The 13,892-nt window shown below is 52.1% G+C and carries 15 protein-coding genes and 5 tRNA genes; 6 read left to right on the top strand and 14 right to left on the bottom strand.

From position 1 onward, the window contains the following. Positions 1-3 precede the first annotated feature (3 nt). From B5F17_RS13215 to B5F17_RS13205, 3 genes are all read right to left on the bottom strand, one after another. Positions 4-1,368 carry a hypothetical protein gene (locus B5F17_RS13215; RefSeq protein WP_087374529.1) on the bottom strand — a complete coding sequence of 455 codons (1,365 nt, stop codon included), beginning with the start codon at positions 1,366-1,368 and terminating at the stop codon, positions 4-6. A 231-nt stretch (positions 1,369-1,599) separates the two neighbouring features. After that, positions 1,600-2,001, bottom strand: coding sequence for a helix-turn-helix domain-containing protein (locus B5F17_RS13210; RefSeq protein ID WP_087374527.1), 402 nt, complete (start codon positions 1,999-2,001; stop codon positions 1,600-1,602). Between the two features lie 171 nt (positions 2,002-2,172). Beyond that, positions 2,173-4,089: a fructose-1,6-bisphosphatase gene (locus B5F17_RS13205; protein ID WP_087374525.1), complete on the bottom strand. Its 1,917-nt coding sequence runs from the start codon at positions 4,087-4,089 to the stop codon at positions 2,173-2,175. Between the two features lie 233 nt (positions 4,090-4,322). Here B5F17_RS13205 and B5F17_RS13200 point away from each other — a divergent pair, with 233 nt between their 5' ends. The 3 genes from B5F17_RS13200 to B5F17_RS13190 all read left to right on the top strand — a co-directional run bounded on the left by B5F17_RS13200 (position 4,323) and on the right by B5F17_RS13190 (position 6,832). Beyond that, positions 4,323-4,511: a hypothetical protein gene (locus B5F17_RS13200; RefSeq protein ID WP_016148725.1), complete on the top strand. Its 189-nt coding sequence runs from the start codon at positions 4,323-4,325 to the stop codon at positions 4,509-4,511. 120 nt (positions 4,512-4,631) lie between these two features. Further along, the gene (locus B5F17_RS13195; RefSeq protein ID WP_087374523.1) at positions 4,632-5,411 is read left to right on the top strand and encodes a DUF2238 domain-containing protein; all 780 of its coding nucleotides are present in this window, start codon (positions 4,632-4,634) and stop codon (positions 5,409-5,411) included. A 419-nt stretch (positions 5,412-5,830) separates the two neighbouring features. Continuing rightward, on the top strand, positions 5,831-6,832 hold the full coding sequence (locus tag B5F17_RS13190; RefSeq protein ID WP_087374521.1) for a hypothetical protein: 1,002 nt from the start codon (positions 5,831-5,833) through the stop codon (positions 6,830-6,832). A 59-nt stretch (positions 6,833-6,891) separates the two neighbouring features. On the opposite strand, the gene B5F17_RS13185 is transcribed toward B5F17_RS13190, so the two are convergent. Beyond that, complete coding sequence (locus B5F17_RS13185; protein WP_016148728.1) at positions 6,892-7,515, bottom strand: hypothetical protein; 624 nt, start codon at positions 7,513-7,515, stop codon at positions 6,892-6,894. A gap of 165 nt (positions 7,516-7,680) precedes the next feature. Between B5F17_RS13185 and B5F17_RS13180 the strand changes: the two genes are divergently transcribed. Both B5F17_RS13180 and B5F17_RS13175 read left to right on the top strand, forming a co-directional pair. Beyond that, entirely contained in the window at positions 7,681-8,067 is a 387-nt protein-coding gene (locus B5F17_RS13180) for a PadR family transcriptional regulator (protein WP_087374519.1), read from the top strand. Then, entirely contained in the window at positions 8,064-8,900 is an 837-nt protein-coding gene (locus B5F17_RS13175; protein ID WP_087374517.1) for a hypothetical protein, read from the top strand. The genes B5F17_RS13180 and B5F17_RS13175 overlap by 4 nt, the downstream gene beginning before the upstream one ends. 429 nt (positions 8,901-9,329) lie before the next feature. Here B5F17_RS13175 and B5F17_RS13170 read toward each other — a convergent pair whose 3' ends face one another. The 5 genes from B5F17_RS13170 to B5F17_RS13150 form a co-directional block, all read right to left on the bottom strand. Then, a complete protein-coding gene (locus B5F17_RS13170) occupies positions 9,330-10,166 on the bottom strand; it encodes a prephenate dehydrogenase (RefSeq protein ID WP_087374515.1) in 837 nt (278 codons plus the stop codon). After that, complete coding sequence (locus B5F17_RS13165) at positions 10,156-10,776, bottom strand: VanZ family protein (protein WP_204244622.1); 621 nt, start codon at positions 10,774-10,776, stop codon at positions 10,156-10,158. Before B5F17_RS13165 ends, B5F17_RS13170 begins: the two co-directional genes overlap by 11 nt. Before the next feature lie 148 nt (positions 10,777-10,924). Continuing rightward, positions 10,925-11,476 carry a hypothetical protein gene (locus tag B5F17_RS13160; RefSeq protein WP_087374513.1) on the bottom strand — a complete coding sequence of 184 codons (552 nt, stop codon included), beginning with the start codon at positions 11,474-11,476 and terminating at the stop codon, positions 10,925-10,927. Then, entirely contained in the window at positions 11,476-12,042 is a 567-nt protein-coding gene (locus tag B5F17_RS13155) for a hypothetical protein (RefSeq protein WP_087374511.1), read from the bottom strand. The genes B5F17_RS13160 and B5F17_RS13155 overlap by 1 nt, the downstream gene beginning before the upstream one ends. Before the next feature lie 585 nt (positions 12,043-12,627). After that, on the bottom strand, positions 12,628-12,828 hold the full coding sequence (locus B5F17_RS13150; protein WP_087374564.1) for a helix-turn-helix domain-containing protein: 201 nt from the start codon (positions 12,826-12,828) through the stop codon (positions 12,628-12,630). 103 nt (positions 12,829-12,931) lie between these two features. On the opposite strand from B5F17_RS13150, the gene B5F17_RS14980 reads away from it, so the two are divergent. Next, positions 12,932-13,078, top strand: coding sequence for a hypothetical protein (locus tag B5F17_RS14980; protein ID WP_164470523.1), 147 nt, complete (start codon positions 12,932-12,934; stop codon positions 13,076-13,078). Between the two features lie 52 nt (positions 13,079-13,130). Here B5F17_RS14980 and B5F17_RS13145 read toward each other — a convergent pair. The 5 genes from B5F17_RS13145 to B5F17_RS13125 all read right to left on the bottom strand — a co-directional run bounded on the left by B5F17_RS13145 (position 13,131) and on the right by B5F17_RS13125 (position 13,814). Further along, a tRNA-Thr gene (locus B5F17_RS13145) sits at positions 13,131-13,206 on the bottom strand. Between the two features lie 27 nt (positions 13,207-13,233). Further along, positions 13,234-13,310: transfer RNA gene (locus tag B5F17_RS13140), tRNA-Asp, on the bottom strand. A 4-nt stretch (positions 13,311-13,314) separates the two neighbouring features. Further along, positions 13,315-13,390 (bottom strand) — tRNA-Trp (locus tag B5F17_RS13135). A 193-nt stretch (positions 13,391-13,583) separates the two neighbouring features. Further along, a tRNA-Ile gene (locus tag B5F17_RS13130) sits at positions 13,584-13,660 on the bottom strand. A gap of 78 nt (positions 13,661-13,738) precedes the next feature. After that, positions 13,739-13,814, bottom strand: a tRNA-Asn gene (locus tag B5F17_RS13125). Positions 13,815-13,892 lie beyond the last annotated feature (78 nt).

Here is a 13,892-nt window from a genome sequence, read left to right as displayed (position 1 = left end):
CTGTCACCACTGCGATGCGCTCCAGTCAACCGCAATCAGCGAAAATCGCTCATGTACCTGATCTTCGGTCAGTTTCAGGCTGCTGCTATTGGCTTCCGCCGGAATCTGTGCGACAAATACGCCCGAATCGGTCGCGTCCAGCGCGAACAACTCATCGGAAGCCTCGACCCGCGCGTTGATCTCACTCTCATCGCCCAGAATATAATAGATCGTGAGCAGCGGAATGGACTTGCCATCCGCGGCGTACACCTCAAAGGTGGTATAGTCGGTGCCGTCCTGCGAGCCCTTGACCGCGTGCACCGCGTCATACCAGTCCTGACTGATGCGGAAGTCCCATTCCTGACTGACGTTGCGGTAGGTGGTCTCGACGTAGGTCGGGTCACCGTCGGCGTTATACAGATACCAGTCGAGCATATAGACCGCGTCGCTGCCGTCCGACATGGAACCGACCATGTGCACCGCGCGCGGAATCTCGGTCAGGCCGTCGCCGTTGATGTCGCAGGCGTTGGCCGGTACGACGCGGTAGGTGCCCCGACCGGTGCCGTTCTCGGTGCTCAGCGCCAGATTGCGCAGTCCCTCTTCGGGCTGGTAGACAAACAGGTCGGTCTGCTGACCGCTGCCGCCCGATACCGTCTCTTCGACAAAGACCGCCGGCTGATTGTCCGCGATATAGCCGCTGTCCAGACGGCTGATGATCTTGGCCGATGCCGACAGCGGACTCTCGCTCATCAGCGTCAGGTCGCGATCCTCTTCATCATAGCTGTAAATGGTCGCCGTGCGGCGGTTTTCCTGTCCGGAAATCAAAAAGACGTTCTGCGAACCGTCACTGTCCAGATCGACGGTCAGCATACTGATATAATCGGTCTCCAGCATCACTTCGATGCCGCTGTCACTGTAATCGGCTGCAATCAGGTGACTGCCCTGATCGCCCGCCTTGTCCATACTCATCAAAATGCAGCGCTGTCCGTCCTCGGTCACCACCGGATAGCTGACCTGGCCGATGCGCACGCCCGTACCCTGGATGCGTCCGACACAGGTGTACGACTCGTCCGACTGCTTGCTCAGCACCACGGCCTCGTAGGTGTTGCCGTTGGCCGGTGCGCGGAAGAAGGCGACGACCTCTTCCACGCCGTCACCGTCCAGATCGACCATCTGTACGGTGTTGCGGTTCTCGCCCTCGTAGGGTGCGTCCTCCACCGCGTCGGTCGAGCGCACCCGCTCGAGCTCGTCGGAAATGGCCTGACGGTCTTTATTCGGTTTGGGCAGCTGCATCAAATCTACGCCGGTCTTGAGCGTACAGCCGCTCAGTGTCAGACTGCACGCGCCCATGGTCAGCAGACACAGCAAGCCGGCAAAAAATCGTTTCATGTCCGCCCTCCTTCGGGTTGTCCAAAATTTACTGATGTGCTTTCAGTGTATCATAAAAACCGGACTTTGAACAGTGGAAAAGGGATACAATCCGGTGTCTTATGGGTGTTTGGCCGCATCCGGTGAAACATGCGGTATGGCACAGAAAAAAGCGGGCTCCGCACTGGGACGGAACCCGCTTTTGAGGGAGTGACAGGCGCAGGGCTGCGCCTGCGGTACGCAGATGGCGGACTACTTGGCTTCCCCTTCCTGCCGCAGCCAGCGGTAGAAGGTACTCGGTGCCACGCCAAGCAGTCGGGCGGCCTCCTGTCCGGTGACCTCCTGTGCCAGGTACATATCGCGTACCTTATGGAATCGCTTGTCCTGCTTCCGCGTCGGTCGGCCAATGGCCACACCGGCTTTTTGCGCACGCGCAATGCCTTCGCTTTGCTTTTCGCGGAATCTGCGGCGGTCTTCTTCGGCCGCCTTTGCAATTAAGCGCTCGGTCAGCCCGTTTGTGAGCGAGCCAATCGTGATGTCTCCCCTGAGTGTTGTGTTAAGTATGCTCTCATCCAAACCCAGTTCGCCCAGATACCCAATCAGTTCGGCCTGGATCTGCGCGGAATCGTACTGCTGCAGTGCTGTAAACAACATTTTGGGTCATCCTCCTTTCTGCATGGGAAAGCAGGCGCTGTGCCAAAAGCAGGTTCTTTTCACCTTCAATATAGCATAAAGCAAAGGGAAAAACTACCTTGTTCTTGCGAACGTAGAAGTCTGCCGAAAATGTTTACAATTTTGCCATTTTTGTACGAGCCCCCGTGCATCTCACGCTTCGCCAAAAACGCCCTGTCGGTACAGCCCCAGCAGCTGTTCGAGCTCCTCAATGCGGCGGCTGAAGCGCTGGCCTGCGTCGGTGTCCTCGACCATCAGGCGGCGCGGCATGCGCTCGACGATGTGCACTGTGGTATAGGTTTCCGGACTCTCGAGGTCGTTTCCGCGGTGGAATGGACGGTGTTCTGCGAGCTGAATTTCGTGCGAGGAGGAGATCAAAGTGTAACCGGCAATACCGGTCTTGGAGCGGTACGCCTTGGAGATGCCGCCATCGATGACGAACAGGCGGCCGCCTGCCTTGATGGGCGAGTCGCCGTGCTTGACCGGTACGTGTCCGTTGACAATATGGCTGCACGCCGGGTCAAGTCCGAACTCGCGCAGGATGGCTTCGCAGAATTCGGGCTGGTCGTAATGCTTATAGTACGGGTTCATGTGCTCCTTTTGCAGCGCCTTGTCGTCAATAAAGTAGCGCTCAAAGGAGGTCATGCGGTCCTTGCCGAACAGCGGCGAACGGGCACCGCACCACAGGTACCAGATAAGGTCGACCGAGTCGGGCGCCTCAGAGTGGTAGGCGCGGCGCACGTGCATTTCCAGATAGTCGAGCAGCGCACGACCCTTGTGACGGCTGCCGCCCAGCTCGACCTCGGTCAGCGAGCCGTCTTCCTCGACCAGAATGCAGCCGTGATAAAGCAGCTTATTGTTTGCAATCTTGTACATCGCACCGTGACTCATAATGAAGTCCAAATGGGTGCGCAGGCGCTCAGAATGGCGGAAAGAGGCCTGGAAACCGTCTAAAAGGTTCTGTTCTTCCTCGGTCAGTGCATAGGGGTCCTTGGGGTCTACGGTCGGGAAATTGGTGTCGGTCAGCGGATACTCCTTGCCGCCGATCTGGATGGTGCCCTTTTCCAGATTCATCTTGTCGAGCAGCAGACGGCCTTCCATCTCGTACTCGGGATGACGGCGGATGAGCTGGCCTTCCAGCTTGAACATCATCACCGTGACCGCCTTGTGCATCTTGGCTGCCAGCGCGGGATCGACCGGGTCGAACTCGTTTTCGTCCAGCACGTGCGGCATGAAGCGCTCGCACGGGTCGTTCGCGTAGGTGGTTGCCGCGAACATGGACAGCGGACGGAGGTTGATGCCGTAGCCGTCCTCCAGACAGTCAAAACCGTTGTAGCTGATGGCGATACGCAGCACGCTCATCAGACAGACCGGGTTGCCGCACATCGCACCAATCCAGGCAACGTCGTGATTGCCCCACTGGATGTCAACGTCGTGGTGCTTCATCAGCTCGTCCAAAATACGGTCGGCACGCGGGCCGCGGTCGAAAATATCACCGATAATATGTAACTGATCGACGGTCATCTGCTGAATCAAATGACACAGCGCCTTGATGAGTCCCTCGGCACAGCCCACCTGCACCACGGTCTCGATCATCTCTCTATAATAGGTACGCTTGTCCACATCGGTGCCGTCGGTGTTCATCAGCTCTTCAATCAGTCCGGCATAGCGCGGGTCAATCGTCTGGCGCACCTTGCTGCGCGTATACTTGGCCGAAACCTCGCACGCAACGATCACCAGATGGTTGATCGTGATGGCGCACCAGTCGGCGTAGTTCTGCTCGGTCTTGCGCGCACGCGCCATCTGCGTGGTCGGATAGTAGACCAGCGCCGCCAGCGCAGAGCGGTCTTCCTCCATCATCGACGAGCGGAACAGCGCGTCGATCTTCTCGCGAATGACGCCCGAACCCGAGCGCAGCAGATGGATGAATGCCTCATGTTCGCCGTGCAGATCGGAAAAATAATACTCCGTCCCCTTGGGCAGGTGCATAATGGCGCGCAGGTTGACCAGCTCGTTGGTGACCGATTCGATCGTCGGAAATTTCTCGGCCAACAGGCGCAGATAGTTCATGTCATGCGTCAAAACAATCTTCCCTTTCTGTTTTCAAATTCCAAATCGGTTCTGAAACCAGAACCCCGTCCGTAATTGCCTTCATTACCTTAATGCTATCACACCCATATACCGGTTGCAAGGGGATTTTGCCTTTTCCTCGGCAGGAAAACCGGGAAAACTCTTGTGGAATGCTACTGTGCATGATAAAATAATAACGAGGATTCCTATTTGAGAAAGGATGGTAAATCCATATGTCCAAGAAGCTGTGGTGTCTGTTCCGCCGCCGCGATGCAGTCGGTACCAAGATCTGCGTTGCTAAGGCAGAGACCGAAGGCCGCGTTTTTGTCTGCCCCTACGCAAACGAAGTCGAGGCTGTTAACAATTGTGAAGACTATGCGTTCAATACTCGTCCTGAGGGCGAGGAAGAGGGCATCGAATAAACGTCTCGCAACTGTCCCGGGTCTCCGGCGCTCCGCCGGAGACCCTTTTTTCCCATTTTCCCGATCTCGGCGGTTCCTTTCTCCCGCCCCTGAGATCTCCCACCCCGAAAGGAGTATCCTATGTTATCCCGCAACAAACGGCGCCGTATGACCATCCGCGGACTGCTATCCCTGATTGTCGTTTTCGTCGCCGCCCGCGCGTTCCTGCGCGGCAACTACGAGCACCTCTTTGTCTGTGTGCTCACCCTCGCCCTGTTTACCGTCCCCATCTTCGTCGACCGCAAACTGGGCATCGATCTGCCGCCGGCACTCGAGACCATCATCTACTGTTTCATCTTCGCCGCCGAAATTATGGGAGAAATCAACTCCTATTACACCAAAATTCCCTATTGGGATACCATGCTGCACACCATAAACGGTTTTTTGATGGCGGCCATCGGCTTTGCACTCGTGGATATCTTTAACCGAAGCGAACGCTTTTCGGTGAAATTGTCTCCCCTGTTCCTCGCTATCGTCGCATTCTGCTTTTCCATGACCGTCGGCGTGCTGTGGGAGTTCTTCGAGTTCGCCGCCGATACCTACCTGCACATGGATATGCAGAAGGACTGGATTGTGCACGAAATCAACTCGGTTATGTTTAACCCGGACGGCCTGAACGTCGTCGAACACGTCAAAATTGATTCGCTCATCGTCAATGGTGAGGACTGGATTGCAAAATATGGCGGCTATATCGATATCGGCTTGATCGATACCATGAAGGACTTGATCGTCAACTTTATCGGCGCTGTCGTGTTCTCGATCATCGGCTTTTTCTACGTTAAGAGCCGCGGTCAGGGTAAGTTCGCCTCGGCATTTATCCCCCGCGTCCGTCGTACCCTCGGCCTCAAAGAAAAGAAATAAGCACCGCACCAATCATTAAAGCTTTCGCTCAAGCCTTTCTCGAAAGGCTTGCGGGTTCTCAGGGCAGAGCCCTGAGTCGCCCGTCGACCCGTAGGTCACTATCCTCTTTCCCGCGCTGTGCGCGGATAAAATGAGTGCTAGATGGCGAAATCCCCTCTTGATTCCCGGTGTTCGACCCGGGAATCAACCAAAAATAATCAAAAGAAGCGCATCCCGCAGGATGCGCAATCCCCCTCCGCGCTATGCGCGGTCATCAGCCCCAACCTACCGGATTGGGGCTTTTCTATTCCCTTTTTCTGCACCCTGCCTCTCGACACAGACAGTAAATGAAATTTATTATATTTAGCATTGACAATATATACCCCTCACGATATAGTAAAGATATCAAAGCCATCTTGTACGAAAGGAGTGAACTCCCTATGCTCAAAAAATTACTGTGTACCGCTTGTATCGGCGCAGCCTTAACCGGACTGTCCTGCGCTGCCGCTCTCGGCACAACCATATTGAAAATTCCAGTCACCCCATCCACGCTGTCTTATCGCATAGATGAACAAAGCTCGGTCTTTGGTCCACAAGACTATTTTGTCGCAAATGAAACAGTCTATCTGCTGGACTCTGCCCAGAATCGCATCTTAGCCTACCAGAATCACAAGCTGACAAAAACAATTTCCATATCAGATTTCACAGCAATCGATATCGCCGGGGATTCGCATACGCTCTACGCCATCGATAACCTATTAAATCTGTATCGTTACGACGGCTCAATCTTTGCAAAAGTTGCTTCTCTCACTCCAAAATTCGACGAACAGCTCTCAAACTTCCAAATCTCAAACGGATTCGGCTATTTTTATATGCCCGAAGGTGACCACGGCACGACCTATCAGTTCAAACTACCCGAACAATATACAGATCAGCTCCAAATCACCCAAACATTTGACGGTTATCGTCTGGACGATAGCACCTTCTATTACATGGACTATGGAGATACCGAGGAACTATTCTCTAAGTCGGGTACATTGATCGTCTATCATCCATCAAATAATCAGACCCAACGCATCCCCGTATCGTCCGACTACTATCTGGGGCAAGTCCAGTACCTCGGCAAAACGATCGACGGCCATCCGATGATTTACGTGGAGGAGGTCACACAGGACGAAACCTACAAAATCAAAACCAGGCAATCCATCCGTGTTCTAAATGACACTGGCAACACTTTATCTGCTTACGAAATCCCCAAACAAACTTTATACGCAACGAGCGCCTTTGCCTCGTTCGACGGTCATGTCTATGAATTGTCCAATCTCACAGATACCATTCAGGTACATCTGCTGAGCGATATCACCGCTCGGTCTACCGCTCCCGCCCTGTCTATCGCTGATTTGGCGCGTCTGCTCTTACAACTGCACGGCTTGCCAGTATAAAGAATCCCTCCCGCTCGGGAGGGATTTTTTATGTTCATCCTTTATAATAAATATTCACATCAAGCATCTGAATGCATTCGATCCTGCCGTTCTTCTTCCCACCAAGCAGCAATCCAATTTCTAAAATCTTCCGTTCGATCTCCCAAAATCTCCTGTATTCTCTGCTTACTTGCCTGCGTGTTTTCATCCAAAGCAGCATTAAACGAACTCGCATCATCTGCATACACTTCGCTCAAATTTTGACAGACAAGGTGCTCTTTGAGACCCAATTCTTTCAGCGCTTCCATCTGCTCATCCGTCAAATCCAGCTTGTTCTGCAAGGCAGCTACATCTGCCTCGAGCTTATCCTCTTCTGTCCAAAACAAATAATATAAGATTTCTTTCCCCGTGTCCAATGGATTAACCGCACTCAAATTCTGGGACACGTCTACCGTATAATTGCCGTCAGGTGCTTCCGTATTTGGCACCAAAATAACTTCATTGTCTCCAATTTCATCCCAGTTCACCTGTTCTGGCGAATCAACCCATCTGTATGATAAGCCGTTCATAAAAAAATCTTTTCGTGCTTGCAAAACTTGTTCAACGATATCCACACTCCACATCATATTCACTGCAGAAGCTGTTCCCATTCCTGCTAGGATTGCTGTCATTGTTAAAATGCTAATAGAATATTTCCATTTCATGTCATAATCCTCCTTGTTTTACTTCTCAGGCATCTCAAATTCTCGTATAATCTCAATATATTACTTTAGATACTATATGTCAACAAAAATTTCCCATTGCTAATCATTGATTTTTCAAATCATATTGCTATAATAAAGCCATAACGAGTTATGTGAGGTTTTCCAATGGCCAGAGGAAAAAAGTCCGACAAGGATTCGGGTCACTCCTTTGAAGACTACTTCAAGCGGGCTGCAAGCCCTATGCTGGTACTGCATCTGCTCAGTGAAGAGCCGATGTACGTCTACCAGATGACCCAGGAACTCGAGCGCCGCTCGTTCGGCGTCTATACACTCTCCCTGCTCTACCCTGTGATTTATCGCCTTGTCGATCAGGGGTATCTGGAAGAGGGCGACAAGCAGATTTCTCCCGACAACCGCGTGCGGCAATACTATCACATTACCGATGCCGGACGAGAATACCTGCATTCCCTGTTCCCTCGTTATCTCAAGCTGCATCAGGCGGTGCTGGACATCATGGACGCAGGAACCGATCTAGGAGGAACCAACCGATGAATGGCTCGCAAGCGTACCTTTCGGCAGTAGAACACGGGTTAGACTGTCCGCGCAGACAAAAAAGATTGCTTTTGCAAAAGTTTTCCGACAGTACACTCTCTGAGCTTAATGGCTCTTATGATGAGCTGTGTGCGCAGCTTGGTCAGCCGGAAGAAGTCGCGGAGGCTTTGATGGAGTGTGTCGACCCCGAAGTCCTGTGCAAGAGTAAACGGAAGAAAAAGATCATCATTGGTATCAGTATTGGTGTTGTGATGGCTGTTCTCGTGACAGCAATCGTAATTTTGGGTCATTATTATTATAGAGCACGACCCTATGTGGAAGTAGATGGCCACTTTACCGTAATTACCACAGAGCCCGTCAAGATTTCCGAAGAAGAGATTTCTGATGAAGAATTTGAGCAGCTGATGAACGATGTCCATATCGATCCCAATCTTGGCAAAAAGCTGTCTGCTCCTACTCCCGAAGAATGCACCACGTATACCAATGCGCAAATTGGTTTTTCCGTTGCAATTCGCTCTTCGCTGTATGATTTTTTGACGATTCAAACCGAAGAAACAGCGACACGCTCAGAGGCAGCCTTCATTTACACAGCAGATGAAAGCATCGAACAGGGTGTTAGCTGCACGTTATTTTCTATTGTATCTGCTGCCCCGGATGAACCGTTCCCCGAAGATTTTATCGAGCTGGCTTCCACCGCCGATCGCAAGTTCTATCTGTGTACTTTGTCGGTGGATGATACGGATTCTCGTGACAGTGCGCTGTATCATGCGTTCGATACCTATCGCGGAGATTTTGAAAACATTCGTGAGTCTTTTCAGCTGCTCGAAGCTTAGTCGTTTTATCTATGCTCTTTGTTCATTAACACACTTTATTTGTGCAAATTGTACATCATTTCCCTTTAGATTCGTCCAAGGCGCAAATAGTATCCGGCAGTTAAGTCTGCTATACTATATTTATCCCCAAAGTCCAACTCGTTCTCTTTTCAAAAGCGGTCTGCCTCCGGCAGGCTGCTTTTGTTTTTGGGGACATTTATAAAAAAAGAAGCGCCGTCAGCAGACGGCGCTTTTGGGGTTTGTTTTGGTTGATTCCCGGGGCGGACACCGGGAATCAAGAGGAGATTCCGTGTCACACTCCTTTAATCCGCGCACGGCGCGGGAATAAGGATAGTGGCCTACGGGCTGCGGGACACGACTCAGGGCTCTGCCCTGAGAACCCGCAGCCTTTGAAAAGGCTGGCGAAAGCTTCCATGATGGGTGCGGTGGTTAACCGATACTTTCCTTGATCATACGGCCATCGCGGAGCAAACTGCGCAGGCGTTCGGTCTCGCCGTCGCGAATCGCGTCGCGGTAGTCGGTCAGGTGCTTAATAATCTCGTCGATCTCCTGTACCAGCGGTTCACGGTTGAGCAGGAACAGTTCGGTCCACATATCCTCATTGAGCTTTGCGACGCGGGTCAGGTCTTTGTAGCTGCCAGCCGAGTAGCCGTTATGTTTGAGCGCTTCGGGGCTCTTGATGTAAGCCGACGATACGACGTGACAGAGCTGAGACGTAAACGCGATCATATGGTCGTGCTGTTCAGCCGAGCAGCGCACGACGCGGCCAAAGCCCAGCTGATCGAAGAATCCCTCGACCTCGTCGACCGCCCACAGGGGGCTGCTTTCGGTCTGCACCAAAATCATGCTTGCATTCTGGAACAGGCTGGCCTCGGCGTAGGCGAAGCCGGAAAACTCCTTGCCCGCCATAGGATGACCACCGATATAATGTACGCCGTACTGTTTTGCGAGGGGCGTGATGGCATCGACCACGCACTGCTTGACGCCGACAAAATCGACGATGAGGCAGCCGGGTTTGAGCTTGCTCATGTGCTCAGTCAGCCAGTCGATGGTCGACTGGGGATACAGGCTGATGACCAGCAGGTCGGTCTGTGCGAGCACGTCATCCTCTGCGAAACCGTCCAGCGTGCCCTCGCGGATGGCCTCCTCAGCCACGGCGCGTGTGCGATTCCAGCCGTAAATCTTGCAGTCTGTATAGGCGCGCACCGCCTTTGCCATCGAGCCGCCCATCAGGCCAAGTCCGACAATTACTACATTACGAATCATAACGGTTCCTCCTCAGCAGGTTATTGATATGACGGGACAGCGGCCACAGCACAAGCCAGGTCACCAGCACGCCCGCCAGATTTAAGATCAGATCATCCACATCGCCGCTGCCGCAGGCGGTCACGACCTGCATAATCTCCACGCCCGAGATCATCAAAAACATGGTCGGGACGAAGGCGAACAGGTTGCCGAACGGTCGGCACAGGCTGGGCAGGAAAAAGCCCATCGGTGCGAACGCCGCGACATTGCCCCACAGATTCATCATTGCGATCTCGGGAATATAGCCCCGATTGTAGGCGCGAACATAGTTGCGGATGGTGTGGAAAGGTTCGAGATTGATGCCATAGTGCATTTGTTCTCGACCGAAAGCGTTGTCAAAAAACAGGATGTTGAGCAGCATCCAGACGTAGTAGACAAACAAAACCGCAAGCCATTTTCCCATGTGCCGCCGGGTCGGCGGAAAGACGATCGACCAGAGCGCGACAAACGCGGCAGCAAATCCCAGCTTGACCGGTACGTTCACGACGAAGCGCGGGTCGAGTTCGATGTACAGGTCGAGGGCTGTCACAGCCACCCACAGCACAAAGGCGATGGTTCGGACAAATTTCACGGAAAGACCTCCTTAGCGGATGCCAAAGCGTCCGTCCCTGCCATTATAGCACACGATGGAGAAGATTTCCACAGAAAAGCGCGTGCATCCCGGTTTTTGACAGAAAAAAAGGACGCGATTGCGTCCTTTTCTGTCATTTCTCAGCAATTTACCAGCGGTTTTTCTCAAAAGCCTGCTGCATCTTGGTGTAGCGATAATTTTTGACGATTTCCCACAGCGCATAGAACAGCCAGAGGGTCAGGAGTGCGGTGGACATCGTGGTGAGCAGGGCGAAAATGTCGTTTTCGACCAGTCGCAGGATGACACCGAGGATGGCAAAGGCCCAAGTCACGCCCACGGCAGCAAGCAGCGATGCGTCATCCAGTTCGCATTGCAGCTGGCGTTCGCTCGCGTGTACCGACCAGCAGAAGCCCAGCTCGACCGCGATGGTCAGCGCGTAATCGACAAAGCGCATCCACGCACCCGGCCAGCCGGCGCTGGGCAGATAGCCCATGACATTCGCGCCGAACAGCACGATACTGCACATGGCAGTGATGAGCGGTACAATGCGCATTTTGTCGAATGCCGGGAGGACAGGATACAGGGTCTTCATACCGTACAATACGAGCAGATATCCCAGCCAATCGGGCAATAAATCCACGCCGCTATTGAAGTATACGTCTAAATGGGCACAGATTAAGCCCGCAAAAATCCAATTCATTATCTTTTCTCCTCTGAGAACGTGTCATACGAAACCTGATTCAGCTGCTCGCGCCGGATGTTGAAGTCCTGCCATGCGCGGTACAGGTAGACGATGCGCAGGATGGCGACGATCAGGTTGGCGACCCCAAACAGAACGGCCACACCCACAATAGCATTCAGGCCCAGCAGTCCCACCAAAACGATGACGTAGGACGCGACATACAGGCCGACCCAGATGTAATACAGCTTGAACAGCATGCCGCTGTGCAGATCGCCATAAACAGGCTCCAGGCTTTGGATGGCACGAATCAGGGTATACCAGAACCACAGCCAGACAATCCCCTGAGCAATGCTCACCAAGGGGACATCCCCGAATGAGATCTCAAAGCGCTCGCTCGTAAAGCCAATCATGGACAGCACATTGATACAGATTCCCGCGAGCATCCACGGTCTGGCTTTATTAAAAAGCGGGCTAAACTCACGCATGTAGTTGAGTCCCAGCCAGAACAAGACGAGCTGCGCGATATCTGTGAACGGCATGAAATGAAAGATGTCAAAAATCGAAGCGGCAAAAATATATCCCATAGATCTCCCCTCTTTCGTGTTTTGATATCTCTATCATATCGGAATCCGGGCGGGAAGTCCAGAAATATTTACAGGGGATCGAAATACGATCAAATGACAGATACGGCTTGCGCTGTTTTGAAAAATATGGTAAGCTAATCGACAGGAAAAACTAAATTTTTCAGCGCGCTGCCGATACCAGCGGTAGGCGGTTATTGCCCTCCATTCCTCCACAGGAAGGAGGTGAAGTTTGCCTCATTCCAACCCGGAAGGGGGTGAACGCATTGTATGAGAAGATGTTGCGTACGGTGCTTTTCATTGCATTCTTCGCATGGATTTTCATTACATATGCAAAATGACCGCCGAGTCGTCCAAAACTAGCGGTCACTTTGATAAAGCTATTTTGAGGGCGTAACCGTCTACCGGCAACGCGCCCTTTTTTATGCTTTCAGTATAGCGCAAGCCGGGGAATCTGTCAAGTTAAGTACAAACATACAGCCACTAAGACTATTTGGCGCTACTTAACTCCTAATCATTGTACACCCGATGAACTTAATATATTACTTTTATGCAATCTTCGCATAAAATACTCATATTAACATCGTGTCAACGCTGATCGGTCAACCCTACCAAATAATCCATACTGGTTTTATAGTAAATCGCCAACTTGAAGACCACCTCTAACGGCACAACCCGTTCGCCTCTTTCATATTTTGAATACAGCGACTGGTCGCATTCCAAATAGTCTGCGATTTCCTTTTGTGTGAGGTCTGCGTCTTCCCTTAAATCGCGGATGCGCAGACGAATTTCTTTTTGCATCTATATCACCAATATGAACTATATCCTAGTACAATGTGTCCTATTGACATTTTGGACAATATGTCCTAAAATATGTTCGAGGTGATGAATCTTGCCCGAACCCAACTACAAAGAACTCTATTTCAAGCTCTTCCGTGCAGTCGAAGACGCCATCGACATTCTGATCACCGCACAGCGCGACTGTGAGGAACTTTACCTGTCTACCGGCGAGGATGCAGCTGGTTCCGAAGTTTCCTGACATTCTTTTTCGAACGCAAAAAAACACCTTGCAATTTGCAAGGTGTTTTTTGTGGAGCTGTTGAACAGATTCGAACTGTCGACCTCTTCCTTACCAAGGAAGTGCTCTGCCTGCTGAGCTACAACAGCATATTTAATTTGTCACCAAAGAAAAAATGGCGACCCGGATGGGGCTCGAACCCACGACCTCTAGCGTGACAGGCTAGCGCTCTAACCAACTGAGCTACCGGGCCATTTTGGCAGGGGCAGTAGGGATCGAACCCACGGCACGCGGTTTTGGAGACCGCTGCTCTACCAGCTGAGCTATACCCCTATGTTCGATGCGTTTACGTCATCGGTCTGGTTCAGATATTTATTTGGTGGGCCTTGCGGAGCTGGACGTTCAAGCGGAAGTGCCCGCCGAGCTGCACGCGGTCAGATTTGTCTGACACCCACGGCCGGAAAAATAATTCACTGAATTATTTTTCTTCGGCCTTTCAAGTCCCCGAAGGAACAATGAAAGGTTTTGGTGGGCCTTCGGGGACTTGAACCCGGGACCGTCCGGTTATGAGCCGGATGCTCTAACCAACTGAGCTAAAGGCCCGTTTCCAAATTCCGTTTTGCCCAAGAAATAAGGCAGAAAATTTGCCGCCACTTTGTCAGTAGCGGCAAACTTCTTAAATGGCTCCTCAAGTTGGACTCGAACCAACGACCCTGCGGTTAACAGCCGCATGCTCTACCGACTGAGCTATTGAGGAATGTAGATGTGCGCGTCGAGTTATCTTCCCGGGCCGTCGCCAGCCAAGTATTGTCACCGTAAATGAGCTTAACTACTG

It is taken from the genome of Butyricicoccus pullicaecorum (assembly GCF_002160355.1).
Lineage (GTDB): Bacteria > Bacillota > Clostridia > Oscillospirales > Butyricicoccaceae > Butyricicoccus > Butyricicoccus pullicaecorum.
This window is presented reverse-complemented; position numbering and strand designations above follow the sequence as displayed.